The organism is Nitrospinota bacterium (assembly GCA_016217735.1).
In the GTDB taxonomy this organism is placed as follows: Bacteria; Nitrospinota_A; UBA7883; order JACRGQ01; family JACRGQ01; genus JACRGQ01.
This window is the reverse complement of record JACRGQ010000065.1, coordinates 34,283-58,508: the sequence shown is the minus strand read 5'-3', so window position 1 is coordinate 58,508 and position 24,226 is coordinate 34,283. Positions and strand designations below refer to the sequence as shown.

The following is a 24,226-nucleotide window of genomic DNA, read 5'->3' as shown; positions in this document are numbered from 1 at the left end:
CAAAGCTAAACCCCCATCCGGGTATAATGACCGTAATAATTATGAATCCGGAAGCTTCTTGTTTTGTGGCGCACAGGGGATATGCGTTCAAGTATCCCGAAAACACCCTTCTCGCCATGGCAAAAGCCGTCGAGGCGGGGGCGCTTTTTCTGGAATGCGACATCCAACTGACATCCGACCATATCCCGGTTCTCCATCACGACCCCGATCTTGCCAGAAGCGCGGGGTGCAAGGGAACGGTGATGGAGCTTTCATTTGAAGAGCTTTCCCGCCTGAGTTTCGGCGAGCCTTCCCGTTTTGGGAGGACGTTTGAAGGGACGGAAATAACCCCGCTGAAAAGCATGGTTAAGCTTTTGTCGGACAACCCGGACGTTAGCCTGTTCGTGGAGCTTAAGGAGGAAAGCCTCGGGCGTTTCGGCACCGAGCTCATGGTCAGGGCCGTTATCGAAGCGATAAAGCCGGTTATGGAACGGTGCATTGCCATTTCCTTTGCAACCGCCCCGCTGGTGGAAGCACGGAGACAGGGGTGGCAAAAAACCGGCTGGGTGGTGCGGCGGTATAACGAGGCGTCCAGAAGAGTGGCGGAGTCGTTATCCCCCGATTATCTGTTCTGCAATCATGAAAAAATTTCCGCAGCGCCGGGCGCGCTTTGGAAAGGGAACTGGAAGTGGGCGCTGTATGAAATCACCGATCCGGCCCTCGCAACAAAATGGCTTGGGCTGGGGGCCGACATGATCGAAACAATGCGGATCGGGGAAATGCTGGATTTCCACCGGGGAAAGGGAAATACATGAGCTCCAAAACCTATGACATCGCGGTGATCGGCGGCGGAATACATGGCGTCGGCACGGCGCAGGCGGCGGCCGCGGCGGGGTATTCCGTGGCGGTTCTGGAAATGAAGGGGCTGGCAAGCGGCACGTCGGGAAAATCCAGCAAGCTTATCCACGGCGGACTTCGCTACCTGGAAACGGCGCAACTGTCGCTGGTGCAAGAGTGCCTGCATGAGCGCGCGCTTCTTTTGAAAAACGCCCCCGGCCTTGTTGAACTGAAAAAGATTTTCATCCCGGTTTACCGCGAAACGTCCAGACGCCCGCTGCTTATCCGCGCCGGACTCTCCATGTATTACGCCCTTTCCGGCTTTAACCGGGATTCGGGATTCATCACGGTGCCAAAAAGGGAATGGGAACATCTCGATGGAATGGATGCCAATGGCATTCAGGCGGTTTTCCAGTACCACGAAGCCCAGACCGACGACAGCCTGCTCACCAAGGCGGTGATGACCTCGGCGATGGCATTGGGCGCGGAGCTGTATATGCCCGCGAAATTCGCCGGCGCGGTGTTTGAAAACGGCGGCTGGACGGTGACGTTCGAGCGGGACGGCAAGATGTCCGGGCTGAGGGCTTCATGCCTTGTTAACGCCGGCGGGCCGTGGGCCAACATGATTCTGGAGAAGATAACTCCATCGCAAAAAACGGTTCCGGTGGAGCTTGTCCAGGGAAGCCACATCGTTTTGGCGGGAAAGATCGAGCGGGGAATTTATTATGTCGAGTCGCCGAAAGACCGGCGCGGCGTTTTCGTGATGCCGTGGAAGGGCAGCACCATGATAGGAACCACCGAAACCGTTTTTAACGGCGACCCGTCCGCCGCGGTTCCGCTGGAAAGCGAAATCCGGTACCTGCTGGAAACGGCGGGGCGCTATTTCCCCCGTCTTCGTTCGGCCGGGGCCGGGGATGTTTTGGATTCTTTCGCGGGCTTGCGGGTTTTGCCTTCGGGCGGCGGAAGCCCGTTCAGCCGGTCCAGGGAAACGCTTCTGCATTCCGATGATCTGGATAAGACGAAGCTTGTTTCCGTCATCGGCGGCAAGCTTACTTCCTACCGCGCCACGGGGGAATCGGTTGTCGGGAAACTGGCCCCGCTGCTCCCTTCCGTAAAAACCAGGGCCGACACGAAGAAGCTCCCTTTGAAATAGGGAAGGAGAAATCGATGATGATTTATATCATCAGGCGCGGGGAAGGCGATGGATTAGCATAATCGCTGAATATGATAAAACCGCTTGCCGCCGCCGGGGCGGACACACAAGAATTCCAGACGGACGGCGTGGGACATGACAGCCGGTTCCTCGCCGCGGCGTTCGACACCATCGATGTCGGCGTGCTTATTCACGACGAGGCAAGGAAAGTCCTGCTGTTCAACAGGGCGATGACAAGGATAACGGGCCTTTCCGGCGCCGAGGCGATAGGGCGGGATTGCCGTTCGTTCCTTACCCCCGCCCTGTGCGAGGAAACCTGCGATATGTGCCACGCGGCCGCATCGGAGCGGCATTGCGGCCCCGCCAACTACGAGGCCCAGACGATAAGCAGGGACGGCGCCGCCTACTGGGTGCGGATCAACTCCTTCCCGTTTCAGTACGGCGGCCGCCCCTACTTCCTGGTGACGCTCACGGACGTTACGGAAATGAAACAAATGGAGGAGCAGGCCGGCCCATCCAGCAGCTTCTGCGGCATCATCGGCCAAAGCAAGGCCATCAAGACGGTGTTCGAGTTCATCCGCAGCGCCGCCGAGACGGATATTACCGTGCTGATATGCGGCGAGACCGGAACCGGCAAGGAATTGATAGCCGCGGCAATGCGCCAGCAAAGCCTCCGCAGGAAGGGGCCATTCGTGAGAATAAACTGCGCCGCCCTGCCGGAGCACCTGGTGGAGAGCGAACTCTTCGGCCATGTGAAAGGGGCGTACACCGGCGCGGCCGCCGACAGGATAGGCCGCTTTGAGGCGGCGTCGGGAGGAACCATCCTGCTGGACGAGATAGGCGAGGTATCCATGCAACTGCAGGCGAAGCTGCTGCGCGTGCTGCAGGAGAAGGAGATAGAGCGGATAGGCGAGAACAGGCCCCGCAAGGTGGACGTGCGCATATTGGCCGCCACCAACAGGGACCTGGTGCGCGAAGTGCGCGAGAAACGTTTCCGGGAAGACCTGTACTTCCGCCTTGCGGGAACCGTCATCCGCCTGCCGAGCCTGCGGGAACGCAAGGAAGACATACCGTTGCTCGCCTCCCATTTCCTCCGGCATTTCTGCGCCAAGAACGGGCGGAATATAAAAGCCATCTCCGCCGAACTCATGAAGGCGATGATGGATTACCGCTGGCCCGGCAATATCAGGGAACTTCACAATGTCATGGAAGCCGGCGTGGTGATGTGCCGAAAGAAAATGCTGGGAATGGAAAGCGTTCCCCGCGGCTATTTTGACTCCGTTGCCACGATTTTCGATCCGCCGCACCCGGACGGCGGGGAAGAGGAACGCGCCGCCCCCATCGGCGGCCTCACCGAACGGGAACGCATACTAAGCGCATTGGAAATAAACCGGCACAAGGTGTCATTGACCGCCAGATCGCTCGGCATGAGCCGGACAACTTTCTGGAGAAAGCTCAAGGCGCTCGGCATTCGGTAACACCATCCCCGATTACCCCTTTCATATCCGCCCCACTCCGCGCTTCCCCGTTCACCGCGAAACAAATGGTTTCACTGAACGTTTCATGAAACACCGCCGATGTTTCACACAGGCACGAAACACCGGCACATGCCGCGCGTCTGCGTGGAAAATCAACACATTGCCGTTTCGGCATATTTCTTGACCTTACTACTGCCATACAAAGCGGCGTGAAACATAATCGACAAACAATTTAGGAGGTACCATGCAAAGAACTGTGATGACAACCACGAATAAAATCCTGCTCCTTCTCATTACGGCCGTTTTTATCGCCGCCAATCCGGCCATGGCGAAAACCGTGAAGGTGGATATTCACGCCATCGAACATGACGTCGAGATCGACAACAAAGGAACAAAATTCCCCGCTTGGACTTTTGGGGGGACAATGCCCGGCCCGGTGGTGCGGGTGACCGAAGGGGATACGGTCGACTTCACCCTTATTAACGACCAAGGCAACGGCAACAGCCACTCCATGGACTTCCATGCGGCGATAGTCGATGTGCTGAGCGAATTCGAGGCGGTGAAACCCGGCTCAAAGAAAGACTACAAGTTCGTCGCCCAGTATCCGGGCGTCTTCATGTACCACTGCGGCGCGGACAACATGGCCCAGCACATCGCCAAGGGCATGTTCGGGATAATCATCGTGGATCCCAAAGAGGGGTATACAAAAAACTACCCGAAGCCCGACCGCGAATACGTGTTGGTTCAGTCGCAATACTTCCCGAAATCCGGCGACGCCATGGCCATCGTGGAAAACATCGGAAGCACCAACTCGCTTATCAACGGCAAAATATTCCATTATGACCCGCTCCACGGCGTCGGCTCCGCAAAGACCCTGGAATCGAAGCCGGGCGAGCTGGTCCGCATATTTTTTGTCAACGCCAATGTCAACGAGCCGGTGGCCTTCCACCCGATCGGCAACATATGGGCGCGCGTGTACCCCAACGGCAACCCGAAAAACGTGATCTACGGGATGCAGACCTACAACGTGGCGGTGTCGGAGGCGGACACCTTTGACATTTATTCCCCGGCCGACCGCACCACGCACCATGCCTACGTCGACCACACCATGAAAGCCGCCCACCACGGCGCAATAACCATCATGACCAATTCGCCCGAAGCGGATCCCAAAATGGGCAAGGGGGATAATATCCTTCCGCGCTAAATTGGCATGGGGGGAGCGCAACGGTTCCCGTTCCCTCCCCCCATTGCATTGTTAAGGAGACGTGATTATGAACGAGCTGAATGTGACGGAAATCGCGCCGAGGGAACGGCACCCGCTTATCTTCAAGACGTTCGACGGCCTGAAAAAAGGGGAGTCTTTCATACTGGTGAACGACCATGACCCGAAGCCGCTGTATTACCAGTTTACGCACGAAAAACCGGGGCAGATCGCCTGGGAATATCAACAGCAGGGTCCCGACCTGTGGAAGGTAAAGATCACGAAAATATAGAAGGCGCGGGAAATTAGGAGGTACATGCTGGAGGGCATGTACCCCGCCCTTAAAAGAAAGCGGCTTACTTGGCCATGTGGGCGATGAAGCGGCTGATGTCGTTATAGAACGCGAAGGCCATCAGCGATATCAGCAGGAAGATGCCCACCTGCTGGGAAATCTCCCGCCCGCGCAGCGATACGGGACTCCCCTTTATCGCCTCGATGATAAAAAACACGATGTGTCCGCCGTCCAGCACCGGTATCGGCAGGAAGTTGAGTATCCCCAGATTCACCGAGAGCACCCCCATGAACATTATCAGCGGCATGATGCCGGCCCGCGCCTGATCGCCCGCTATCTTGAAGATCATCAGCGGGCCGCCGATGGTATCGGCCGGCACCACCTTCTGGAATATCTTCACGATCACCATGAGGGTGAGCTTCGAGACCTCCACCATTTTCATCGTTCCCATCCGCACGGCCTCGAAGGGGTTGTAGCGCTTGAATATCTCGGTCGGCACAATACCCACGCGCCCCACCGACACCTCCTCGCCGAAGATGGTCTTGGCTTTGTCCGGCACCGGGATGACGTGGATCACCATCTCCCCCTTGCCGGGGCGGTCGACGGCGACGGCCAGCTCCTTGCCGGGCGAGGCGGCGATGGTATCGGCCAATTGGCTCCAGTTTTCAATCTTGACCCCGTCGATGCTTACTATCCGGTCGTCCGCCATCAGGCCCGCGGCATGCGCGGCGGAATCGCTCATCACGCTCTTGATCACGGTATCCGGCACATTGATGCCGGCCATGTAGACCACGGCGAAAATCAGCGCGGCGAATATCAGGTTGAACACCGGGCCGGCCGAAACGATCAGCAGCCGCCGCCAGACCGGCTTTTTGTTGAACGCCTTCGCCGGGTCGACGGGCGGCGCGCCCTCCTCCGGCTCGCCTTCCTCGTCGCCGGTCATCTTCACATAGCCGCCGAACGGCGCGGCGGCGAGGCGGTAGAGGGTCTCGCCCGATTGCCTGCTCCATATCTCCGGGCCGAAGCCGATGGAGAACTTCTCCACCCCCACCCCCATCCAGCGGGCCATCAGGAAATGGCCCAACTCGTGAACGATGATAAGAACCCCCAGCACCACGAGGGCCGAAAAAACATAAGACACCATCGACATTACCATTAGCGGCTTTTCTCCATTGCTGTCAGTATTTCGGGACTTCGATCACTTCCGTCCCTTTCGGGGGCGTGAAGGAAAAAGCCTTGTCCGCGACGGGGCCGTTCACCGTCATATCGGTGAACGCCACTTCGCTCCGGTTCCCCGTCCAATCGTGGAGCGTGAAGGAGGTTATCGTATAGTCTTCCGCGCTGACCCGGACGGTGATCCGGGTGACGGTCAGCGACTTCTCCTTCGGCTCCAGCAAAAGCGAGGCACCGGGTATTTTACTATCATTGGGGCGCGGCACAACCGTTATCCGAAAAATTTCCCGCAGCCGCCCCCCCCCGACCAAAAAGAGGGCCGGACTCCGGCTGTTGAGCACATTTGCCAGCGGCTGGACGGTCACCTGCCGGTCGGCCGGTACGTGGAAGTAGAGTTTCTTGCCGTCCGCGATGATGGTTTGGGCTTCCGGCTCCTTGTATTCCCACAGCATCCGGAGCGGTTTTTTCAGCAACACCGTGCCGCGCGAGGCGAGCGTCTGGCCGGTGGCGGCGTCGAAAATCTTCTGCTCGAATCCGGCCCGCAAGGCCGCCACTTCGGCGAAACGGGCCTCCACCTTGTCGATGAGCGCCGCGTCCGCCGCCGATACGGCGTCCTGCGCCCGCGCCTCGCCGCACAGCGCCACGGCAATCACCGCCGCCAACAATAACAATCGGCGCATCAGTATCTCCTTCTGAAAACGGGGGCAAGGACAAGGCCGGCCACAAAGCCGCCGATATGCGCGCCCCAGGCCACCGATCCGCCGCTTCCCGCGTTGAGCATCTGCATCAAAAACCAAAAGCCGATGAAGAGCACGGCGGGCACCGGAATAACCCGCACAAAAATGATAAACCAGAAAAGAGTGTACACGCGCGCGCGGGGAAAGGCGAGGAGGTAGGCGGCCAGCACCCCCGATACCGCGCCGCTGGCCCCCACCATCGGCACCGCGGAAAACGGATCGGAATAGATGTGCGTGACCGCCGCCGCCACGCCGCACAGGAGGTAGAACAGCACAAACACGCCGCGCCCCTGGATGTCCTCCACGTTGTTGCCGAAAATCCAGAGGAAAAGCATGTTGCCCGCCAGGTGGAAAAATCCGGCGTGCATGAACATCGCGGTGAAGACCGTCGCACCCGGCGGCAACGGGCCGTGCGCGGGCGCGCCGGACTGCACGATGAACGCCGGCACCGCGCCATAGCGGACGACGAATTGCTGGAACGGCGCGGCGGAAAACGCAATATAGAGGAAAACCGCCACATTGGCGGCAATGAGCAGGACGGTGACGACGGGAAAGCGGCGGGTGGGATTATTGTCGTAAAGGGGGATCATATCGCGCAGCCGTAAAACATGGAGTGGCCGGAAAAATCGGTACAACAGGTTTCAACCTGTTGTTGACGCGATAGCGTCAAGCACGGAAGGCTTGCCCCTTCGGGGCAACCGCAGGTTAAAACCTGCGGTACCAAACCGCACGCCAAATCGCCCAATGGGTGAAAACCATACCGGGATGGATATAAGGCATTATTTGAAATCAAGGGAATCACTCAATCGATTCCAGCATAAATCCCCCGCGCCGCAACAGGGCGGCGGCCACTCCTTCCGCGTCCCCCGCCCCGCATCCGCACGACGGGCTGCGCGCCTTTAAAAATATTTTTTCGGGGCGCACCGCAAGGGCGATGGCGAGGCCACGCCGCGCCCCTTCCAGCATAGCGCCGGTGCGGTCCACGCCGCCATCCCGCGTCAGCACGCGCGCCGTGCCGTCCAGCACCGCGCCTCCGTCGCCGCCGCTCAACACCATCGCCGGGCGGGGGATTTCCATCCCGCCCAACAGTTCGGGGCAAAACGGCGCCACTTCCCCGTGCTCGAACATCGCGCGGACGGTTTCGTCGGTTTTTGCTTCACCGTTATAGCGGCAGGCGGCACCCGCCAAGCAGGCGCTTGCCATGTACAGTTTCATAAAAACCTACGGATGGGGGGAATCCAAAATGATCCCCCGGCCATCCGCCAGCGCGATGCGGTCTTCCATCAACGCCCGCACCGCGAGGGGGTAGATGCGGTGCTCTTCCACCAGTATCCGGGCCGAGAGCGTGTCGGCGGTGTCGGCGGGAAGCACCGGCACCTTCGCCTGCATGATGATGGGGCCGGTATCCACCCCTTCATCGACGAAGTGGACGGTGCAGCCGGATTCCTTCACGCCCGCCGCGATGGCCTGTTGCTGCGCGTCGAGTCCCGGAAAGAGCGGCAACAGCGCCGGATGGATGTTGATGATCCGGTTGGGAAAAGCGCGCACCACCCCGCCGTCGACGATCCGCATGAAACCGGCCAGCACGATGGTATCGATGCCGCGCGCGGCAAGTTCCGCTATCGCCTTTTCACCGAACAGCTTGCGCCCCTTGTAAACCTTGGGATCGATGAAGAGCGTTTCCACCCCCGCCGCGCGGGCGTGATCCAGCGCGGGGGCCGCGGCGTTATCGGTGAGCAGCAGCGCCGGTTTGTACGGCAGGCGCCCGTCGCGGCGGGCGTCGAGCATCGCCTTGAAATTGCTCCCCCGGCCCGACGCCCAGACGGCGTATGTATGCGAAAGCACCGGTCAGCCCCCCTGCCCCGCCAACGCCCGGAGTTTCCGCACCATCGCTATGTTTTCGGTGTGGCCGGTCATATTGGCGGTGATCTTCGCCAGTATCGGCCGTCCCGCCAAAAAGATGTCCCCCAGCAGGTCGAGCACCTTGTGGCGCGAGAACTCGTTCTCGAACCGCAGGGTGGTGTTGATCACTTTTTCGTGATCCAGCAGGATGAAGTTGTTGAACCGCCCCCCCTCGGCGAAACCCTTCTTGCCGGACAGTTTCTTCATGACATCCACAAAGCCGAAGGTGCGGGCCGGCGCGATCTCCGCCTTGAAGCTGGCGATGCCGCCGCCGTCGTACCGCGCCGTTTGACGTCCGATGGGCAGCGGATAGTTGAGGCGGTATTCCACCGTCAGCTTGTCCGCGGGCTCCACCAGGATGAATTTTTTATCGGGGTCGTGTTCGCCGATGAGGATCGTTTCCTTCACCATGATCGGTTCCACCGGCTCCTTTTGATCCACGATGCCGGCGCTTTCCACGAGGTCGCACAGCTCCGTGGCCGAGCCGTCCATTATCGGCACCTCGTCGCCCACCTTCAGCAGCGCGTTGGTGACGCCGTATATGTGGAGCGTGGCCATGAGGTGCTCGATGGTGCGCACCGCCACGTTGCCGAACTTGAGGGTGGTGGCGTATTCGGTCGATTCCACGAAATCGATGTTGGCGCGCACCTGCCGCCCGGTGGAGATGTCGCCGAAAATGATGCCGCTGCCGGGCGGCAACGGCGAAATAATGACGCCGGTCTTGATGCCGGAGTGCAGCCCCATGCCGCACAGCGCCACGCTTTTGCCCAGCGTCTTCTGCGTGGGACGCCCTTTGCCGCCATCCACCGCGGCGGGGAGGGGGGCGTCGGAGGGAAACGGAATGTCTTCCGGCTCCAGCAGATCGCCGGCGGCGGCCATCACCATGTTTTCCACCACGGTGCGCAGCTCTTTCACGTTGCCGGGCCACGGGTACGCCAGCATCCGGGCCATGCCGTTTTTGGAAAGGCGGATGCCGGCCTTGCCGAAGTCCTCCGAGGCGTCGTGCATAAAATGCGCGATGAACGCCGCGATATCCTCCCCGCGCTGGCGCAGCGGCGGCAACGAAATAACCGCGCCGGCGAAAAGCGCCCGCGGCGCATCGGCCATTTTGGGCGCGTCGCCGTCCGGCCTGCGGGTGATGGCGGCGATGAAGCCGACGCCCCGCGCGGCCCCCGCGGCCGCAAGGACGGCAAGCCGCCCCTGCAAACCGGCGTCGAGCAGGTGGGGATTTTCCAGGAACACGGTGCCGCTGATACCGGCGAAATGCGAACCGGGGGCGGCCGGGTCTTCATGGGCCGGGCCGAAAAGCCGGTCGAACGACGCGGCGGTGAGCAGGCGGCAGGAAACCTTCACAAACGGCTCGCCGCGCCGCGCGCTTTGCGCGTGGATATAACGGGCGGTGTATTCCTTGCCGCTCCCCGTCTCGCCCACGATGAGCGCCGGGGCGGCGCTGAGGGCCGCGGCGGCGGTTTGCCGCCGCACCTCCAGCATGGCGGGACAGCCGGCGATGTATTCAAACGTGTCGGCCATGCCGGTTTCTTCCCCGGCGCGGGCGCGCGCGTGGCGCAACGCCCCTTCTATCTTCTCCAGAAGGGCGGAAAGCGAAAGCGGCTTTTCGATGAAATCGTACGCCCCCAGCTTGGTGGCGCGCACCGCGGTATCGATGCTGCCGTGGCCGGAGATCATCACCACCGCCGCGCCGATGTTGCGGCGGCGTATCTCGCGCAGCGTCTGCAACCCGTCGCGGCGGCCCGGCAGCCAGATGTCCAGCAGCCCCAGATCGCACTTCTGTTCCTGCAGCATCTTAAGCGCGCCGTCGCCGTCCTCGGCGGTGCTGACGTCATACCCCTCGTCGGTCAGGATGCCGCGGAGCGAATCGAGAATGTTCGCCTCGTCGTCCACTATCAGTATGTTTGCTTTTCCCATGCGCCAATTGTAATGCCTGCGGGCGGTCAACGCCACCATTTCGGCTTGCACGGCGGCGAAAACGGAGCTTTGCCCTACCCTTTTGCGGGCATTTCCTGCTAAACTGAAAACTTAACAAAGCGTTGAACAACTAATAATGCATGTCATTCTGAGCGTAGCGAAGAATCTCTTTCCGGAATGAGATCCTTCGCCCACGGCTCAGGATGACTGGGGCGAAGGAACAAGCCATGAACAAGAACAGCCTGTTATTCATCACCGCCGTCGCCGCCTTTTTCGCGATGGCCGGCTATTTGGCCTTTTCGGGCGGTAAAAAAGAGACCCCCGCCGCGCCCGCGATACCCGCGGCGGCAACATCCCCGGCGGGCGAACACGTCATGATCGAAACGCGCCCGTTGCAGCCCCCCTCCAAGTATCAGGGGCGCGCGGCCGAAGCCTACCGGATCGCCGCCGAGATACCCGGCGTGCTCGATCAGCTGTACTGCTACTGCAAGTGCAAGGAGAACCCGATGTTCCTGCACAAAACGCTGCTCACCTGCTATACGGACGACCATGCCGCCAATTGCGGCAGCTGCATGCAGGAAGCCGAGATGGCAAGCCAAATGACCAAGGAAGGAAAATCCCCCGCCGAAATTCAGGCGGCGATAGACAAATACTATCTGGAGCAAGACAAATATTATAAGGAGCAAGGCCAGGATGGTCACTGACTTCAAGGATCAACGCACGGCGGCGTTCTTCCCCTTCGCCGCGCTGTGTACCGTCTGCATCGCGGCCGTCATCGTGATGAAGGTGAACGAACTCAACCGCGCGCCGCTGAAAACGCTGGCCGAAATGCGCGCCAGCCAGCCGCAACAGGCGGAGAAACCCGCCGTAAGCCCGATGGACGGGAAACCGCTGCCGAACCTTACCTTCACCGCGATGGATGGAAAAAAAGTAAGCCTCGCCTCCTTCAAGGGAAAAGTCCTCTTCATCAACTTGTGGGCCACATGGTGCGCCCCCTGCCGCGAGGAAATGCCGGGCATGCAGAAGCTCTATGAACAGATGAAGGGGGAAAACTTCGAGATGATCGCCATCAGCATCGACAAGGACGGCATGAAAGCCGTGGCCCCCTTTGTAAAAGAGCTGGGGCTGACCTTCCCGATCCTGCTGGACGTGGAGCAACAGGCCGCCGGGCCGTTCCACATCACCGGCGTGCCGGAAACCTTTTTGGTGAGTCCGGACGGCATCATCCTGCACCACCTGGTGGGGCCGACCAATTGGAACCGGCCGGAAATCGCCGACGCCCTGAAATCCCTGGCGCGGAAAACCTTTATCGCCGGTAAAAACCCGCCAAAGTGACCGGCGAAACGCCGAGCAGGTAGAGCGCCATCAGCGTCCAGTTCCGCACGGTGGCGCGGAGCGGCCCTTCGCGCTCCCACCGCCGGGCCGAAGTGACCGCTTCCTCCGCCAGCAACGCCAACCGCCCGCGCCGCCCCAGCCGCCGGATGAAATCGACGTCTTCCATCAGCGGCAGCGGCGCGAAACCGCCCGCCGCGTCATACGCCGCGCGCGTGGTGAAAAGCGCCTGGTCGCCGTACGGCAACCGGACCCAGCGCGCCCGGAGGTTCGCCATTTTTTCGATCACGCGGTAGGCGGCTCCCGGCGCGCCGATTCGCAGCCGGAAAGCGCCGCCAGCCACCCCGGGCGCCGCAAGCGCGGCGCGCACCGCCGCGTCCCAGCCGGGGGGAAGCATGGTGTCGGCATGGCAAAAAAGAAGTATCTCCCCCGTGGCGCCGGCCGCGCCGGCGATAAGCTGCGCGCCGCGCCCCGCCGCCCCCCGGATCACCCGCGCCCCGCCGCGCGCGGCGGTGGCGGCGGTCGCCTCGTCGCCATTGGGAACGGCGGCGATCACCTCCACCCCCGGAGCCGATTGCAGCGCCCGCGCGAGATGCGCCAGGTGTTCCCCCTCGCCGCGGGCCGGGATAATCACGGAGATGGGCCGATCCATCCGGATCCGCCTTATCCCGCGCGGGATGTGAAAATCAGGCGGAGGGCTTTTTCGATCTTGGCGGAATGCTCGGTGCGCGGAGTGAAGACCCGGAAGTAGTGGCTGATGTTGGCGGACGCGCCGGGAACCATGTTCCGGACGAGCGCGGTCAGGCGCTCCGCCCCCGCTTTGGCGTCCAACGCCTCGCAAAAGGTTTCGCCGTGGCTGTTGCGGTACAGAAGCACCGTCTCTTCCATCTCCTTCGTCCACGGCTGCGACACGAAATTGGCGATCACCATCATTCCCGTGATCTGCTCCGATTTCAGCAACGCGCTGTTGTCCAGCGGCGGAACGCCGCGCGGCGGCATGAATTCGATGATCCCCTTCAACAGCTCCTGAATCGTCTTGAGATGCACCGGCAGCGGATTCGGGATCAGGTGCAGGAACGTGCCGCCGTCGATGATCTGGTTCATGGCCAGCCAGCAGACCAGTTCGGCCAGCGAAGCGCTTTTGCGGACGGCGGTATGTTCAACATTGGCGCGGCGGGCCACATCGGTGGAGACGTTGCCGCGGTAGACCGTCCACGCCGGCTTTTTACCCATCTGCACCTGCGGCATGAAGGTGATCGATTCCTGCCGCAACGCGTCGTCGGACGCCTTTTTCACCGGGTCGATCTTTCCCGGCTTGCGCTTGTAAAACGAAAATATCTTGCGCCCCAGCACCGTCAGGTCTTCGTCCGTGATGCCGGCCTTCACGTCTTCGCGCCCCTTCAGCTCGTCGGTCACCCGCTTGTAGGTTTCGAGGAGGAAGCCGTGCAGTTCGGTTCCCAGCTTCACCATCTGGTCGAAGTTCCACTCTTCGTAGTTGTTCAACAGCCCGGTGCGGGCGTCGTCCCATCCCCATCGTTCGGCGTACCGGACCATCGCCTCTTCCTTGAAGGCCAGGTTCGGTTTCTTCCTGAGCTGGGCGTTCACCTTCACCTTCACCTTGTTGTAGAGACATTTGCGCAGGATATCCACCACCTCGTGGCGTTTTTTCCGCCCGTAAAACATCAGGAGGTGGTCCATCATGAGCAGGTAGGGGTCCTGTTCCTCCACCGCCGCGTTTTGGGCCAGCACATTGCGCTTGAGCTCGTCGCACAGCAGCGTGGCGGTTCCTTCGGGGTCGATGAGCGTTTCCAGCAGCGCGATTTTCAACACCGACTTGAACGGCGAGGCAAGCGCCTTGTTGATCTGCCAGAGCGCCGCGCCGAACATCTCGCCGCCGGGGATCACCGACACGTTCCCCAAGTCGACGTATTTGCGCGGATCCACGTCGAACGATCCTTGCAGCCCCTGCAACGCCTTGACGTACCCGGCGTCGTCCGCGCCGGGGGGCGTCAGCCACCACGCGGGGTACTTGCCCGCCACATGGATGCAGGTGCGGTAAAACTCTTCCTTGAGGAGGCGCGCCTGCGAGCTGCCGGCGCTTTCATGGTCCACGCTGCCGAAATTGTTGGCGCGCACCCGGTCGATGTCGGTGATGAAGAAGTGCAGCTCCAGCCCGTGCTTTTCCGCCGCCCATGTCTCCACCGCGGCCAGCTTGCGCTGAAGCCAGTCCATCTCCTCGGGGGTAAGCCGCTTTTCGTCCACCACCACCCAGTAGTCGTAGTCCGAGGCGGCGTTTTGCGCGGCGGTGCCCACGCTCCCCATGAGCATCAGCGATTCGATGAGGATTTTTTTGGGCCTCCAGAAGTTGAGGTCTTTTTCCACGGCGCGCCAATCGGAAATCATCACGGCGGCCGACTGGCGCATGTCATCGGTCAGCTCGAAAACGTCGATCCCGCCCGCGCCGCCCGGCGCTTCCAGACGGCACGGCATGGAGGCGTGGTTATAGTGCAGCAGCAACGGCACATAGTTGAGCGCTATCGGCGCGTTTTTGGGCGCGGCCTGAACCGCCATCTGGCGGCGGCGGCGGTTATACTCCAGAAAGAGCTTTTGGGCCGTACCGGGTTTTATGGGGGCATTCATGCCTGCGGATGTCAACGGCGTCTACCCCTTCGCCGCTTTGCCGGCGTAGAGGCGTCCTTCCATTGCCGAAACGTGTTCCTCGGCCATGGTGGCGGCTATCGCGCCATCCCCCACCGCCACGGCCACCTGCCGCAGCGGCGTCACGCGGCAATCCCCCACCGCGAACAGGCCGGGGATGCTGGATTCCAGTTTTTCGTTCACCGTGATGAACCCGGAGGCGTCCTTCGCGCAATCGACGAAGCCGGTGTTGGGAACCACGCCGACGAACACGAAAACCCCCATCAGGCCGAGCGTCTTCTTTTCTTTCGTTTCAATGCTTTCCACGGCGAGGCCGGTGACCCCCGACTTGTCCCCCAGTATCTCCAGCGGACGGTGAAACCAGAGGAACTCCACATTGGGGCGCGCCAATGCCCGTTCCTGCAGCACCTTTTCGGCGCGCAGTTCGCCGCGCCGATGCACCAGGTAAACTTTCCGGGCGATCTTGCTGAGGTAGATCGCCTCCTTCGTGGCGGTGTCGCCGCCGCCGACGATGGCGATGTCCTGATTGCGGTAGAAGGGGCCGTCGCAGGTGCCGCAGTTGGAAACGCCGCGCCCCAGAAACTCCGCCTCGCCGGGAACCCCCGCCTTCTTCGGCTCGGCGCCGGAGCTCAGAATCACGGACTTGGCGGCGATCTTTTCATCACCCAGATCGATGATGAAGAGGTTTTCCTCTTTCACTATCTTGTGCGCCATCGCATACTTCACCGGCGTTTCCACCGCCTTGGCGTGCTTTTCAAATTCCGCCACCAGCGCCGGCCCCGACAGCGAGGGGAAGCCGAGGTAATTTTCAATGATGTCGGTGGTGGCTATCTGGCCCCCCAGGCCGGCACGCTCCAGCAGCAGCGTCTTCATCCGGGCGCGCATGGCATACACGGCGGCCGAAAGCCCCCCAGGCCCGCCACCAACGATGACGAGATCGTACGTTTCCATAAAAGTTCTCCCACGTTTCCGGTTGCGCTGTTTCCAGCAAGCCAATTTTACCCCCTTTTGCCTTTTTACCAACGATATTTTGGATGAAAACCGCCCCGCCGGTGTTACAATGGCCTCCAACAGGACAAAATGAATATGGGCAAAAAGAATAACGGCATCGATCCCAAAACCGACTTGGCCCCGGACTACGCCAAGATATTCGGCCACTGCCATGTGTGCGGCGGTCCGGTCTGGTTCAACCGGCTGATCGACAGCCTCGGCACCCCGATACTCACCTATCACTGCTGGAACGGCCACTACCATGTGCTGGACGAGCAGACGCTGGATCTCTACAACCGCGGCGTGGAGCTTTCGCCGGCGGACATCAAGCGCATCCTGCCGTTCGTCAAGCTCATCCGCCTCGAAAAATAGCCCGCGTTGTCATCCTGAGCCAAAGGCGAAGGATCACTTTCCCTTCTTTCCCCGGAAAGGGGTTCTTCGTCTGCGGCTCAGAATGACAAAACTTCACTCCTCAGAATGACCAGTGCGTTTAGACGTGGTGCTTTTTCCGCCAATTCCCTAAAATAGCCGGATGGGGAAGACCGATCCGGGCAAACGCATCGACGAGCTGAAAAAGCTCATCAACATCCACAGCGAAAAGTACTACCTCGAAGACCGCCCCGAAATCTCCGACGAAGAGTTCGACAAGCTGATGGCCGAACTCCGGCGGCTGGAGGACGAATACCCCCTCTTCCGCACGGCGGACAGCCCCACGCAAAAAGTGGGCGGCGGCGTGCGGGAAGGCTTCGCCGCGTACAGCCACAACCCGCCGATGCTCTCGCTCGACAACAGCTACAATCCCGAAGATCTGCGCGAATTCGACAAGCGGGTGAAGAAGGGGCTTGCCCGCGACCACGCCGAATACCTGACCGAGTTGAAAATAGACGGCCTTGGGGTCAACCTCATATATGAAGGAGGAAAGCTGAAGCTGGGCGTCACCCGCGGCGACGGCAAAACCGGCGAAGACGTAACGGCCAACGTCAAGACCATCGCGGAAATCCCGCACGCCATCAAAACCCCCGCCGCGTGGGTGCGCTGCGAGGTGCGCGGCGAGATATACCTGCGGCGCGCCGACTTCCTTAAATTGAACGAAGAACGGCAGGGGGCGGGGGAAGAGCCGTTCGCCAACCCGCGCAACGCCGCCGCCGGAAGCGTGCGGCTGCTGGACGCGAACGTCACCAAAGGCCGCAAGCTCCGCTTCTTCTGCTACGCGCTCTACATTTTCGACAAAAGCGGCAACGCGATACGCGACAAGGTTCTGCATAGCCAATTTGAGATGATGGAAAAACTTAAAGCTCTCGGCTTCCCAGTGAACGATGCTTATAAAAAACAGCAATCCATCGATGGCGTACTGGAAGAGATCGCGGCGTGGGAGGAGAAACGAAAGAAACTCCCCTTCGATACCGACGGGCTGGTGGTGAAGGTGAACAGTTTCCCCAACCAGCGCGAGCTGGGGGCCACCAGCAAATTCCCCCGGTGGGCCATCGCCTACAAGTACGCCGCCGAGCAGGCCGAAACGGTGGTGCAAAACATCGTGGTGCAGGTGGGGCGCACCGGCACGCTGACGCCGGTGGCCGACCTGACCCCGGTCTTTTTGGCGGGCAGCACCATCAGCCGCGCCACGCTGCACAACGAGGACAACGTTAAGCAAAAAGACGTGCGCGTGGGGGACAGCGTCATCATCCAAAAAGCGGGCGACATCATCCCGCAGGTGATGAAGGTGCTGCCGGAAAAACGCCCGGCGGGGAGCAAGCCGTGGGCCATGCCGAAGAAGTGTCCCGCCTGCGGCGGTGAGGTGGCGCGCGCGGAGGGAGAGGCGGCGGTGCGTTGCCTCAACCGCCGCTGCCCGGCGCAGCAGCTTGAGGCAATCATCCACTTCGCCCGGCGCGACAGCATGGATATAGACGGCCTCGGCCCCAGCCGCATCGAGGCGATGGTGCAAAAAGGGATGCTGAAAGACCTCGCCGACATCTTCAACCTCGATTACGCGGCGGTGGCCGAGATAGAAAAGATGGGGGAAAAGAGCGCCGAGAACCTCCGCAGATCGATAGAGGCGGCGAAGAGGCGCGGACTGGAAAAACTGCTGGTCGGCCTCGGCATCCGCCATGTGGGGGAACGCGCCGCCTTTTTGATGGCCCGCGCGTTCGCCGATGTGGACACGCTGATGGCGGCGGACGAAGAAAAGCTCACATCCATCCACGAGATAGGGCCGGAGATAGCGCAAAGCCTTATCCTGTTTTTCAAGGATAACGAAAATATCAAGCTGATCGAAAAACTGAAAAAATACGGCGTCAGCATGGAAGGCTCGCGTGGGACACCCGCCGCGCAAACGCTGGCGGGCAAAACGTTCGTCATCACCGGCACGCTGGAAGGGATGAGCCGCAACGAGGCGAAAGAGCTTATCCAGCGCGCAGGGGGCAAGGTATCCGGCAGCGTCTCGAAAAAAACCGACTACCTCGTCGCCGGTTCTGATCCCGGCTCCAAGCTCGACGACGCCCATAAACACAACGTCAAGGTAATCGGAAAAGAGGAACTTTTAGGATTGCTGAATTTGTAGAGCCACTATTTGCCCTCTATGTGGCGCAAGTGGTATCGTGCCGTCTATATGACAGAGCAAAAAATCACCGTCGCCATTCCGCGCGGGCGGAACATGAAGCCGACCATCGAACTGTTCAAGCGCGTCGGCGTCGATTTCACCGCCGCGCTGAACGACGACCGCCGCCTCATCTTTGAAGACCCCAACTCCAACGCGCGCGCCATCACCGTGCGCGACACAGACATCCCGGTCTACGTGGAAAACGGCGCGGCCGACATCGGCGTCAGCGGCAAGGACCAACTGGAAGAGCAGGACAAGCCGATTTACGAAATGCTCGACCTCGGTTTCGGCTTCTGCCGCCTCGTGGTGGCCGAGCCGAAATCGCTCAAGGAGAACGACGACCCCAGCCGCTGGACCACCATCCGCGTGGCGACGAAATTCGTGAACATCGCGCAACGCCATTTCCAGAACAAGGGCATCCACGTGGAAATGATAAAGCTCTACGGCAGCATCGAGATCGCGCCGCTGGTCGGCCTGGCCGAGCGGATCGTCGACCTGGTATCCACCGGCGACACGCTGCGGGCCAACGGCCTGGTGGAAGTGGAAACCATCATGCCGGTCACCGCGCGGCTGGTGGTGAACCGCGCATCGCTGAAAATGAAAACCGCGCGCATCACCGAACTGGTGAACGCGATGGAAGCATCCTTAAAAGCTAATCCGATAAAGGGCTGACCATGACCGATCCGCGCGACCGCCTGCTGACGCTCCTCACCGAAAAATCGTTCCTCTATTCGCAGGAGCCGACGTTCAAGCTGGCCAGCGGCAAGATGAGCAGTTTTTACGTCAACTGCAAAAAAACCACCTACGATCCTGAGGGGATAGACCTCGTGGGCAAGGCCTTCTTCGCGCTGGCCGAAAAATACGCGCCCGACGCGGTGGGCGGCCTCACGCTGGGGGCCGACCCGATAGCCGTGGCCACCGCGGGCGAAAGCTTCCGCCGCGGCCTGCCGATGAAGGCGTTCGTCGTCCGCAAGCAGGTGAAAGAACACGGCACCAAAAGCCCCATCGAAGGGGATTTGCAAAGAGGGGATCAGGTGCTGATCCTTGAAGACGTCATCACCACCGGCGGTTCCGCGCTGGAGGCCATCAAGAGCGCGCGCGAATTCGGCCTCAGCATCCTCGCCGTCATCGCCCTCGTCGACCGGCAGGAGGGGGGGCGCGAACGGCTGGAAGCCGAGGGGCTGAAAGTGGAGTCGGTCTTCACCAAAGACGAAGTGTTCACCCGCTACCGCGCATTGAAGAAGTAACGCATCCCGCATTGGAATTGGTACAACAGGTTTCAACCTGTTGCGCGGCCTTTCAGGCCGTGGCGTTTCTGCCGCTTGCGCGGCAGCCACAGGTTAAAACCTGTGGTACCAACGCCCCCCGCCGCGCACGGCAGGATTGGCCGTGCCACCTATGAATAATCCGGGGTAGAATCGTAAGGCATGGACGCCGATACGCTCCGCGCCGCGCTGGAAGAAACCCTGGCGCACTGCGGCATCGAGATAGAGCTCCGCAATCTCGCGGACGACGAGCACAACATCCGCAGCGGCCTGTGCGAAGTGGAGGGGCGGCGCATGCTGATACTGGACAAGCGGCTTTCGCCGCGAACGCAGGCGGCGATAATGGCCGACACGCTGAAAGACGAGGATTTGGAAAACATTTACGTCTCCCCCGCCGTGCGCCAATACCTCGGTATGGAGGAGGAATGAGCCGCATCGAGCCGACGGACCGCGGGCTGGCGGGCGCGCTTTTCACGCCGCTGTCGTGGCTCTACGGCGCGGGGGTGCGGGCGCGCCTTGCGCTGTACGGCGCGGGGCTGCTCACCTCGGAAAAAGTGGAGGGGGTGCGCGTCGTCGGCATCGGCAACCTCACCGTGGGCGGCACCGGCAAAACGCCGGTGGCCATCATGCTGGCGTCGATGCTGGAAAAACCGGCCATCGTCAGCCGCGGGTATGGCCGCGCCAGCGCCGAGCCGGTGCAGGTGGTAAACGACGGCAAAGGGAACGTCGCCCCCTATCCCGACGCGGCGGACGAAGCGCTGGTCTGCGCCGCCGCGCTGCCCGCCGTGCCGGTGATCTGCGCGCCGCGCCGGGTGGAGGGCATCCGCGCCGCGCGCGGCCTCTTCGGCGCGAAGACGGCGATCCTCGACGACGCCTTTTCGCACCTTGCGGCGGCGCGCGGCAAAAACATATTGCTGGTGGACGCGCTCGACCCCTTTGGCGGCGAAAAGCTGCTGCCGGCCGGACGTCTGCGCGAGCCGCTTTCCTCGGCGCGGCGCGCGGACGCCGTGCTGATAACCCGCGCCAACATGGCGGATAAAGATACGGTGGCCGGCATCCGGCTGCGCCTTGCCCCTCTGCTACGGCCGGATACGCCGGTATTCGAATGCGCCATCGCCGCCGAATCCGTCGTCGCCCCGTCCGGCGAAACGCTGGCGGCGGATATAATCCTCGGCGGCGCGGCGGTGACGCTGGTCAGCGGCATAGCCAAGCCGGAACAGTTTGAAAAAACCGTCAAAGCTTTTGGAGCGGACGTTGCGCGCCACCACATCTTCGCCGATCATCACCGCTTCACCGATGCCGAACTGGAGGCCGTTACCGGCGGGCTGCTGCTCACCACGCAAAAAGACGCGGCGCGGATGCCGGAAAAACAGCGGCGGCGGTTTCACCTGCTGACGCTGCGCGCGGCGGTGCGCGAAGGGGCGGCGTTCGCCGCGTGGCTCAACATCAATAATTGATGCTGAGACTGATGTACGTCGTCAGGTTCGCCGGCTCGAACGAATAGCCCATCAGCCGGTTCGATACCCGGTCTTTCACGGCGAAAATCATCCCCACGCTGCCGGCCTTGCCGGTGCGGGATACGTAGTAGGAAAGCCCGCCGCTTACATCCAGCAGGTTGCCGGGAATAAGATAGGCCTCCGGCGATATGTTGTTAACGCCGAGATACGGACGCAGCTTTCCCTGGGGCAGCGCGGGGGTGGATGCGGCCGCGGAGGCGGGCGGGAGAACGGTTGCGGGGGCGGCCTCTTTGGCTTTGCCCTGATTGATGATCTCCACCACCTCGTACCACGAAGGAAAAATCAGGAAGCCGGGCGTGGTATTTGTCCCCGCCGGCACCTCCTGCGCGGCGGCGGCGCCGCCATAGAGCAGCGCGGCGCAGAGAACGGCAATAAAATACTTCATCATATCTATTATAACGCGGCTTCCCGCCGCATCCAAGCCGTCGGCGGTGTTTCAATGCGGATGGCGGTGATGGATGTCCGGGAAATGGGGATGCGCGTGGGTGATCTCCCCGTGGGCGTGCGGGTGCGTGTGCGGCTCTGTGCCGTCCCAGGCAAAATCGTGCGGATGGGAGTGGTGTCCGTCGTGCCGGTGGCGGTGCGTGTGTTCCAGCGGCGCGTGCGAATGCTCGTGTTCATGCAGCTCGGTGAGGTGAAGCCACACCCCCGCGCCCATGAGCGCCGACGCGATCCAGAACCCGCCGGATACCGTATCGCCGAACGCCGCTATCGACAGGGCCGCGCCGATGAACGGAGCGGTTGCGAAATACGCTCCCGTCCGCGCCGTACCCAGCCCGCGCAACGCCACAACGAACAAGGCAAGGCTGATGCCGTAGCCGAAAAGGCCGATCAACATCGCGGAACCAATCACGCGTAAGCCGGGGATCGCCGCCCCGGCCGTCACGGCCAGCGCGGTGTTAATCGTCCCCGCCGCCAACCCTTTGCCGCACGCCACAAACAGCGCATCGGCTTCGGAAACTTTTCTGGTCAGGTTGTTGTCTATGGCCCAGCAGAGGCAGGCGGCGGCGATGGCGAGCGTTCCGGCCATCCCTTCCCACCCGATACCGCCGGATGGCCACGCGAGGGCAAGCCCTCCCGCCACAATCAGCGCCATGCCCAGCATCACGCGCCGCCCCGCGTTTTCCCTGAACGCGAACCACGCCAGCAGCACCGTGAACACCGCCTCGATGTTCAGCATCAGCGAAGCCGCCGCGGCCCCCGTGCGCGTGAGCCCCTCCATCAGCAGCACGGGCGCGAGCACGCCGCCAAAGCCGATGGAGAGGAGATACCAGAACCAGTGTTTCACCGGCAGGCGGAAGTTGCGCCACCCCCGGTCGCGGATGAGCATTACCGCCAACAAGCCGCCGCCGCTGCCAAGGAAGAGCAGTCCGGCCATAAGAACCGGCGGCGTATCGGCCAGCACCTGCTTGGCGAAAGGGGTGCTCCCGCCGAAAAGAAGCGCGGCCCCCAGCGCGGCCATCACCGGGGAAATGGCGATGGATGCGATGCCGCCCGGAGAGTCGCCAGGTTTCATCTTGATTCGTCCTTCATATTTTCATGATTCTAACACCGGCGCTTGAATTTGACCTTCCTCTTCCCCCTTCTTGTCATCGTGAGCGAAGCGAATCGATCTCTTTCTTTGTTCCCTGATTTAAAACTCCGCCACAATTTTGCCTTGATCCGTAAAAACCGCATTTTCATCCGGCGCAATTGGGTTTAATATACCCAAAGGTTGCCCCGTGTGGCGCACTGTTGTTTAAACTGAAACGAAAAAGGGGAAGGCGGTGATTTAACTAATGGCCTGCAAATCCAAATGCGGACCCAAGAGCGCGATGAAACCGAAAAGCTCCAAGACAAAAAAGAAATAACCGGCACATAAATCCGGACGCCGCCGGGCGGTTCTTCTTAATCCCGGCGGCTTTCTTTAACTCCCGCAACCGCAGGGCTTGCCTAATAGCATCGGCATGAAATCTCCATGTGCCTTTTTTAGGGAGTTCATAGGTACAGGCTCACCTAAGGTTGACCATCGGCGAAAAATATTGCACGCAAAATAAGGAAGAGGGAGTAATATGATAATATTTGTATTACATCATCTTTAGGAGGCGTCCATGAAAAAATCCCGGTTTATTACAATTTTGTTGGCGATTGGCATGGTGGCGTTGGTGTCGGCCTGTGCCAGCAAAGCGAAAACCGCTGAAGGCCCGGAACCGGCCAAGAGCGTGGAGCAAAAATCCCAAGAGGCTCCTAAGGAGGCCCCCCCGCCCCCAGCGGCCGCCCCGGAAGAAAAAGCCCCTCCCCCCGCTCCGGTCATTTCGGCCGAAGAGACAGCTAAGACCAGTGCCGCCGAGGAAGCCATGCCGGCTCCCGCCGCCCCTGCCGCAAAAACGCCCGAACCATTGCCTGTCGAGACGCATAAGGGAATCGACCTTTCAACGTTCGAGATCGTCCACTTCAATTTCGATAAATACGACATCCTTCCCGAATACCGGGATGGGCTTACCAAGGAGGCCGAAATTTTGAAAAGCAGCGGCGCACGGATCGTCATTGAAGGCCACTGCGACGAACGTGGATCGGTGGAATACAACATAGCGCTCGGTGACCGCCGCGCCAACGCGGTCAAGAAGTATTGGGTCTCCCTGGGGGTTGATGAAAAACAACTTGGCACCATCAGCTACGGCGAAGAGCGTCCGGTGGATCCCGGCCATAACCGCGAAGCATGGAGATTAAACCGCAGGGCGCAGTTCACCTTGGCGGAATAGCCGGCCGGAATTAATGCCCCCGGCGGTTTGAGTTTGCCATCGCATTGGCGGACAGGCCACCGGGGGCGTTAATCCTTTTTAGGGGAAACTGCCCGACATGGCGGGCGCGAAAGTGAAGATACTGCAAGTCACGTTCGACAAGCAAGGCGTCGTGCGCAGCTACTATAAAACCATCACACAACCCTCTTTAGGTCGGTTCGATGCGCTGATTCAGGAAGCGGCTTCCCGCGCCAAAAAGGCCGGGTTGAAAGAATCAGCCATTAAAGCCGCCATAAGAAAGTCACGCCGCTCCGCGAAATGAAAGCGGTTATCGATACCAACGTCTTTGTTTCAGGGATATTTTGGAAGGGGCCGCCAAATACTTTAAATCAAGACCCGGCCCCGTTCTCGTCTTCCCTCAAAAACAATTATTTTATTTTTAAAGCTTTTTCGGTAAAATCGCTTGCGGC

The 24,226-nt window shown here is 60.8% G+C and carries 26 protein-coding genes; 15 read left to right on the top strand and 11 right to left on the bottom strand.

Going from position 1 to position 24,226, the window contains the following annotated elements:
• Nucleotides 1–41 precede the first annotated feature (41 nt).
• From HZA03_10985 to HZA03_10965, 5 genes are all read left to right on the top strand, one after another.
• Nucleotides 42–794 (top strand): glycerophosphodiester phosphodiesterase, encoded by a 753-nt coding sequence (locus HZA03_10985; GenBank protein MBI5638484.1) that lies wholly within the window; start codon nt 42–44, stop codon nt 792–794.
• The gene (locus tag HZA03_10980; GenBank protein ID MBI5638483.1) at nt 791–1,969 is read left to right on the top strand and encodes an FAD-dependent oxidoreductase; all 1,179 of its coding nucleotides are present in this window, start codon (nt 791–793) and stop codon (nt 1,967–1,969) included. The genes HZA03_10985 and HZA03_10980 overlap by 4 nt, the downstream gene beginning before the upstream one ends.
• A gap of 71 nt (nt 1,970–2,040) precedes the next feature.
• A complete protein-coding gene (locus tag HZA03_10975) occupies nt 2,041–3,447 on the top strand; it encodes a sigma 54-interacting transcriptional regulator (protein ID MBI5638482.1) in 1,407 nt (468 codons plus the stop codon).
• Nucleotides 3,448–3,706: 259 nt separating this feature from the next.
• The gene (locus HZA03_10970; protein MBI5638481.1) at nt 3,707–4,651 is read left to right on the top strand and encodes a multicopper oxidase domain-containing protein; all 945 of its coding nucleotides are present in this window, start codon (nt 3,707–3,709) and stop codon (nt 4,649–4,651) included.
• 67 nt (nt 4,652–4,718) lie between these two features.
• Nucleotides 4,719–4,940: a DUF2249 domain-containing protein gene (locus tag HZA03_10965; GenBank protein ID MBI5638480.1), complete on the top strand. Its 222-nt coding sequence runs from the start codon at nt 4,719–4,721 to the stop codon at nt 4,938–4,940.
• A 64-nt stretch (nt 4,941–5,004) separates the two neighbouring features.
• On the opposite strand, the gene rseP is transcribed toward HZA03_10965, so the two are convergent.
• The 6 genes from rseP to lpxC all read right to left on the bottom strand — a co-directional run bounded on the left by rseP (nt 5,005) and on the right by lpxC (nt 10,678).
• Nucleotides 5,005–6,090 carry an RIP metalloprotease RseP gene (gene rseP / locus HZA03_10960; GenBank protein ID MBI5638479.1) on the bottom strand — a complete coding sequence of 362 codons (1,086 nt, stop codon included), beginning with the start codon at nt 6,088–6,090 and terminating at the stop codon, nt 5,005–5,007.
• 28 nt (nt 6,091–6,118) lie between these two features.
• A complete protein-coding gene (gene lolA, locus HZA03_10955; protein MBI5638478.1) occupies nt 6,119–6,793 on the bottom strand; it encodes an outer membrane lipoprotein chaperone LolA in 675 nt (224 codons plus the stop codon).
• Nucleotides 6,793–7,440, bottom strand: coding sequence for a rhomboid family intramembrane serine protease (locus HZA03_10950; GenBank protein MBI5638477.1), 648 nt, complete (start codon nt 7,438–7,440; stop codon nt 6,793–6,795). The genes lolA and HZA03_10950 overlap by 1 nt, the downstream gene beginning before the upstream one ends.
• 208 nt (nt 7,441–7,648) lie before the next feature.
• A complete protein-coding gene (locus tag HZA03_10945; protein ID MBI5638476.1) occupies nt 7,649–8,065 on the bottom strand; it encodes a DUF523 domain-containing protein in 417 nt (138 codons plus the stop codon).
• Nucleotides 8,066–8,071: 6 nt separating this feature from the next.
• A complete protein-coding gene (locus tag HZA03_10940; protein ID MBI5638475.1) occupies nt 8,072–8,638 on the bottom strand; it encodes a phosphoribosylglycinamide formyltransferase in 567 nt (188 codons plus the stop codon).
• 60 nt (nt 8,639–8,698) lie between these two features.
• The gene (gene lpxC, locus HZA03_10935; protein MBI5638474.1) at nt 8,699–10,678 is read right to left on the bottom strand and encodes a UDP-3-O-[3-hydroxymyristoyl] N-acetylglucosamine deacetylase; all 1,980 of its coding nucleotides are present in this window, start codon (nt 10,676–10,678) and stop codon (nt 8,699–8,701) included.
• A gap of 227 nt (nt 10,679–10,905) precedes the next feature.
• Here lpxC and HZA03_10930 point away from each other — a divergent pair, with 227 nt between their 5' ends.
• Entirely contained in the window at nt 10,906–11,382 is a 477-nt protein-coding gene (locus HZA03_10930) for a hypothetical protein (protein MBI5638473.1), read from the top strand.
• Nucleotides 11,372–12,013, top strand: coding sequence for a TlpA family protein disulfide reductase (locus HZA03_10925; protein ID MBI5638472.1), 642 nt, complete (start codon nt 11,372–11,374; stop codon nt 12,011–12,013). The genes HZA03_10930 and HZA03_10925 overlap by 11 nt, the downstream gene beginning before the upstream one ends.
• Here HZA03_10925 and HZA03_10920 read toward each other — a convergent pair.
• From HZA03_10920 to HZA03_10910, 3 genes are read right to left on the bottom strand one after another with little or no spacing between them, the layout of a single operon-like run.
• Entirely contained in the window at nt 11,985–12,662 is a 678-nt protein-coding gene (locus HZA03_10920) for a TIGR04283 family arsenosugar biosynthesis glycosyltransferase (protein ID MBI5638471.1), read from the bottom strand. The two genes, HZA03_10925 and HZA03_10920, sit on opposite strands and share 29 nt — an antisense overlap.
• Nucleotides 12,663–12,673: 11 nt before the next feature.
• Nucleotides 12,674–14,665 carry a class I adenylate cyclase gene (locus tag HZA03_10915; protein MBI5638470.1) on the bottom strand — a complete coding sequence of 664 codons (1,992 nt, stop codon included), beginning with the start codon at nt 14,663–14,665 and terminating at the stop codon, nt 12,674–12,676.
• Between the two features lie 6 nt (nt 14,666–14,671).
• Nucleotides 14,672–15,619 (bottom strand): FAD-dependent oxidoreductase, encoded by a 948-nt coding sequence (locus tag HZA03_10910; GenBank protein ID MBI5638469.1) that lies wholly within the window; start codon nt 15,617–15,619, stop codon nt 14,672–14,674.
• A 135-nt stretch (nt 15,620–15,754) separates the two neighbouring features.
• Here HZA03_10910 and HZA03_10905 point away from each other — a divergent pair, with 135 nt between their 5' ends.
• From HZA03_10905 to lpxK, 6 genes are all read left to right on the top strand, one after another.
• The gene (locus HZA03_10905; protein MBI5638468.1) at nt 15,755–16,030 is read left to right on the top strand and encodes a hypothetical protein; all 276 of its coding nucleotides are present in this window, start codon (nt 15,755–15,757) and stop codon (nt 16,028–16,030) included.
• A gap of 160 nt (nt 16,031–16,190) precedes the next feature.
• On the top strand, nt 16,191–18,215 hold the full coding sequence (ligA, locus tag HZA03_10900) for an NAD-dependent DNA ligase LigA (protein MBI5638467.1): 2,025 nt from the start codon (nt 16,191–16,193) through the stop codon (nt 18,213–18,215).
• 48 nt (nt 18,216–18,263) lie between these two features.
• Nucleotides 18,264–18,926 carry an ATP phosphoribosyltransferase gene (locus HZA03_10895; protein MBI5638466.1) on the top strand — a complete coding sequence of 221 codons (663 nt, stop codon included), beginning with the start codon at nt 18,264–18,266 and terminating at the stop codon, nt 18,924–18,926.
• Nucleotides 18,927–18,928: 2 nt separating this feature from the next.
• Complete coding sequence (pyrE, locus tag HZA03_10890; GenBank protein ID MBI5638465.1) at nt 18,929–19,501, top strand: orotate phosphoribosyltransferase; 573 nt, start codon at nt 18,929–18,931, stop codon at nt 19,499–19,501.
• 180 nt (nt 19,502–19,681) lie between these two features.
• On the top strand, nt 19,682–19,948 hold the full coding sequence (locus tag HZA03_10885) for a hypothetical protein (GenBank protein ID MBI5638464.1): 267 nt from the start codon (nt 19,682–19,684) through the stop codon (nt 19,946–19,948).
• Nucleotides 19,945–20,976 carry a tetraacyldisaccharide 4'-kinase gene (gene lpxK / locus HZA03_10880; protein ID MBI5638463.1) on the top strand — a complete coding sequence of 344 codons (1,032 nt, stop codon included), beginning with the start codon at nt 19,945–19,947 and terminating at the stop codon, nt 20,974–20,976. The genes HZA03_10885 and lpxK overlap by 4 nt, the downstream gene beginning before the upstream one ends.
• On the opposite strand, the gene HZA03_10875 is transcribed toward lpxK, so the two are convergent.
• On the bottom strand, nt 20,966–21,424 hold the full coding sequence (locus HZA03_10875; protein MBI5638462.1) for a hypothetical protein: 459 nt from the start codon (nt 21,422–21,424) through the stop codon (nt 20,966–20,968). The two genes, lpxK and HZA03_10875, sit on opposite strands and share 11 nt — an antisense overlap.
• A 48-nt stretch (nt 21,425–21,472) precedes the next feature.
• Entirely contained in the window at nt 21,473–22,498 is a 1,026-nt protein-coding gene (locus HZA03_10870) for an EamA family transporter (protein MBI5638461.1), read from the bottom strand.
• Between the two features lie 628 nt (nt 22,499–23,126).
• Here HZA03_10870 and HZA03_10865 point away from each other — a divergent pair.
• Nucleotides 23,127–23,777, top strand: a complete 651-nt coding sequence (locus HZA03_10865) for an OmpA family protein (GenBank protein MBI5638460.1) — start codon at nt 23,127–23,129, stop codon at nt 23,775–23,777.
• Between the two features lie 97 nt (nt 23,778–23,874).
• Nucleotides 23,875–24,078, top strand: coding sequence for a hypothetical protein (locus HZA03_10860; GenBank protein ID MBI5638459.1), 204 nt, complete (start codon nt 23,875–23,877; stop codon nt 24,076–24,078).
• Nucleotides 24,079–24,226 lie beyond the last annotated feature (148 nt).

Excerpts from the sequence above, each read along its gene's own strand:
- HZA03_10945 (MBI5638476.1), bottom strand. The coding sequence starts at position 8,065 with ATGAAACTGTACATGGCAAGCGCCTGCTTGGCGGGTGCCGCCTGCCGC.
- HZA03_10980 (MBI5638483.1), top strand. The coding sequence starts at position 791 with ATGAGCTCCAAAACCTATGACATCGCGGTGATCGGCGGCGGAATACAT.
- HZA03_10975 (MBI5638482.1), top strand. The coding sequence starts at position 2,041 with ATGATAAAACCGCTTGCCGCCGCCGGGGCGGACACACAAGAATTCCAG.
- HZA03_10930 (MBI5638473.1), top strand. The coding sequence starts at position 10,906 with ATGAACAAGAACAGCCTGTTATTCATCACCGCCGTCGCCGCCTTTTTC.
- HZA03_10925 (MBI5638472.1), top strand. The coding sequence starts at position 11,372 with ATGGTCACTGACTTCAAGGATCAACGCACGGCGGCGTTCTTCCCCTTC.
- lpxK (MBI5638463.1), top strand. The coding sequence starts at position 19,945 with ATGAGCCGCATCGAGCCGACGGACCGCGGGCTGGCGGGCGCGCTTTTC.
- HZA03_10965 (MBI5638480.1), top strand. The coding sequence starts at position 4,719 with ATGAACGAGCTGAATGTGACGGAAATCGCGCCGAGGGAACGGCACCCG.
- HZA03_10870 (MBI5638461.1), bottom strand. The coding sequence starts at position 22,498 with ATGGCCGCGCTGGGGGCCGCGCTTCTTTTCGGCGGGAGCACCCCTTTC.
- HZA03_10920 (MBI5638471.1), bottom strand. The coding sequence starts at position 12,662 with ATGGATCGGCCCATCTCCGTGATTATCCCGGCCCGCGGCGAGGGGGAA.
- HZA03_10865 (MBI5638460.1), top strand. The coding sequence starts at position 23,127 with ATGAAAAAATCCCGGTTTATTACAATTTTGTTGGCGATTGGCATGGTG.
- lpxC (MBI5638474.1), bottom strand. The coding sequence starts at position 10,678 with ATGGGAAAAGCAAACATACTGATAGTGGACGACGAGGCGAACATTCTC.
- HZA03_10950 (MBI5638477.1), bottom strand. The coding sequence starts at position 7,440 with ATGATCCCCCTTTACGACAATAATCCCACCCGCCGCTTTCCCGTCGTC.
- HZA03_10985 (MBI5638484.1), top strand. The coding sequence starts at position 42 with ATGAATCCGGAAGCTTCTTGTTTTGTGGCGCACAGGGGATATGCGTTC.
- HZA03_10875 (MBI5638462.1), bottom strand. The coding sequence starts at position 21,424 with ATGATGAAGTATTTTATTGCCGTTCTCTGCGCCGCGCTGCTCTATGGC.
- pyrE (MBI5638465.1), top strand. The coding sequence starts at position 18,929 with ATGACCGATCCGCGCGACCGCCTGCTGACGCTCCTCACCGAAAAATCG.
- HZA03_10940 (MBI5638475.1), bottom strand. The coding sequence starts at position 8,638 with ATGCTCGACGCCCGCCGCGACGGGCGCCTGCCGTACAAACCGGCGCTG.
- lolA (MBI5638478.1), bottom strand. The coding sequence starts at position 6,793 with ATGCGCCGATTGTTATTGTTGGCGGCGGTGATTGCCGTGGCGCTGTGC.
- rseP (MBI5638479.1), bottom strand. The coding sequence starts at position 6,090 with ATGTCGATGGTGTCTTATGTTTTTTCGGCCCTCGTGGTGCTGGGGGTT.
- HZA03_10860 (MBI5638459.1), top strand. The coding sequence starts at position 23,875 with ATGGCGGGCGCGAAAGTGAAGATACTGCAAGTCACGTTCGACAAGCAA.
- HZA03_10970 (MBI5638481.1), top strand. The coding sequence starts at position 3,707 with ATGACAACCACGAATAAAATCCTGCTCCTTCTCATTACGGCCGTTTTT.
- HZA03_10895 (MBI5638466.1), top strand. The coding sequence starts at position 18,264 with ATGACAGAGCAAAAAATCACCGTCGCCATTCCGCGCGGGCGGAACATG.
- HZA03_10905 (MBI5638468.1), top strand. The coding sequence starts at position 15,755 with ATGGGCAAAAAGAATAACGGCATCGATCCCAAAACCGACTTGGCCCCG.
- ligA (MBI5638467.1), top strand. The coding sequence starts at position 16,191 with ATGGGGAAGACCGATCCGGGCAAACGCATCGACGAGCTGAAAAAGCTC.
- HZA03_10885 (MBI5638464.1), top strand. The coding sequence starts at position 19,682 with ATGGACGCCGATACGCTCCGCGCCGCGCTGGAAGAAACCCTGGCGCAC.
- HZA03_10910 (MBI5638469.1), bottom strand. The coding sequence starts at position 15,619 with ATGGAAACGTACGATCTCGTCATCGTTGGTGGCGGGCCTGGGGGGCTT.